Raw genomic sequence first — 1014 nt, forward strand, 5'->3', positions numbered from 1 at the left:
CAATCGCTGTCTTAGCGGTATCCTTAGCAGTTGCTGGTGGATTAACTGAAGAAATTGATTCTGTGCCTGCTGTCTTAGCTGTTTCTACTGCTTCGTTAGTGGTTGCTGCATCAATAGCTGATTTAGCATCATTTGCCTTGGTATCTACATCTGACTTTGCGGCTGCTTTCTCCTCGTCCGTCAAGTCTTGGCGATTGTCAATTGCTTGCTTCTTAGCTTCGGCAGCGGTATCAATCGCTGTCTTAGCTGTGTCCTTAGCAGTTGCTGGGGGATTAACTGAAGAAATTGATTCTGTGCCTGCTGTCTTAGCGGTTTCTACTGCTTCGTTAGTGGTTGCTGCATCAATAGCTGATTTAGCTTCATTTGCCTTGGTATCTACATCTGCCTTAGCAGCTGCCTTTTCCTCATCTGTCAAGTCTTGGCGGTTGTCAATTTCTTGCTTCTTGGCTGCGGCAGCGGTATCAATCGCTGACTTAGCTGTGTCCTTAGCAGTTGCTGGGGGATTAACTGAAGAAATTGATTCTGTGCCTGCTGTCTTAGCTGTTTCTACTGCTTCGTTAGTGGTTGCTGCATCAATAGCTGATTTAGCTTCACTTGCCTTGGTATCTACATCTGACTTAGCGGCTGCTTTCTCCTCGTCCGTCAAGTCCTTGCGATTGTCAATTGCTTGCTTCTTAGCTTCGGCAGCGGTATCAATCGCTGTCTTAGCTGTGTCCTTAGCGGTCGCTGGTGGGTTGATAGCACTGATACTATCTACTCCTGCTGTCTTAGCTGTTTCTACGCCAGCGTTTGTTGTAGCGCTGTCGATAGCTGATTTAGCTTCGCTTGCCTTGGTATCTACATCTGACTTAGCAGCTGCCTTTTCCTCATCTGTCAAGTCTTGACGGTTGTCAATCTCCTGCTTCTTGGCTGCGGCAGCGGTATCAATCGCTGTCTTAGCTGTGTCCTTAGCAGTTGCTGGTGGGTTGATGGCACTGATACTATCTACTCCTGCTGTCTTAGCTGTTTCTACGC

Annotated in this window: 1 protein-coding gene; it reads right to left on the bottom strand. The window is 47.4% G+C overall.

What is annotated here, in order from left to right; all coding sequences use genetic code 11:
• Window positions 1-1014, bottom strand: a 1014-nt coding sequence (locus BU200_RS10565; protein WP_142237055.1) for a DUF1542 domain-containing protein, incomplete at both ends; no start/stop codon positions are given.

Origin of the sequence: Streptococcus acidominimus, from assembly GCF_001921825.1 — a bacterium.
In the GTDB taxonomy this organism is placed as follows: domain Bacteria; phylum Bacillota; class Bacilli; order Lactobacillales; family Streptococcaceae; genus Streptococcus; species Streptococcus acidominimus.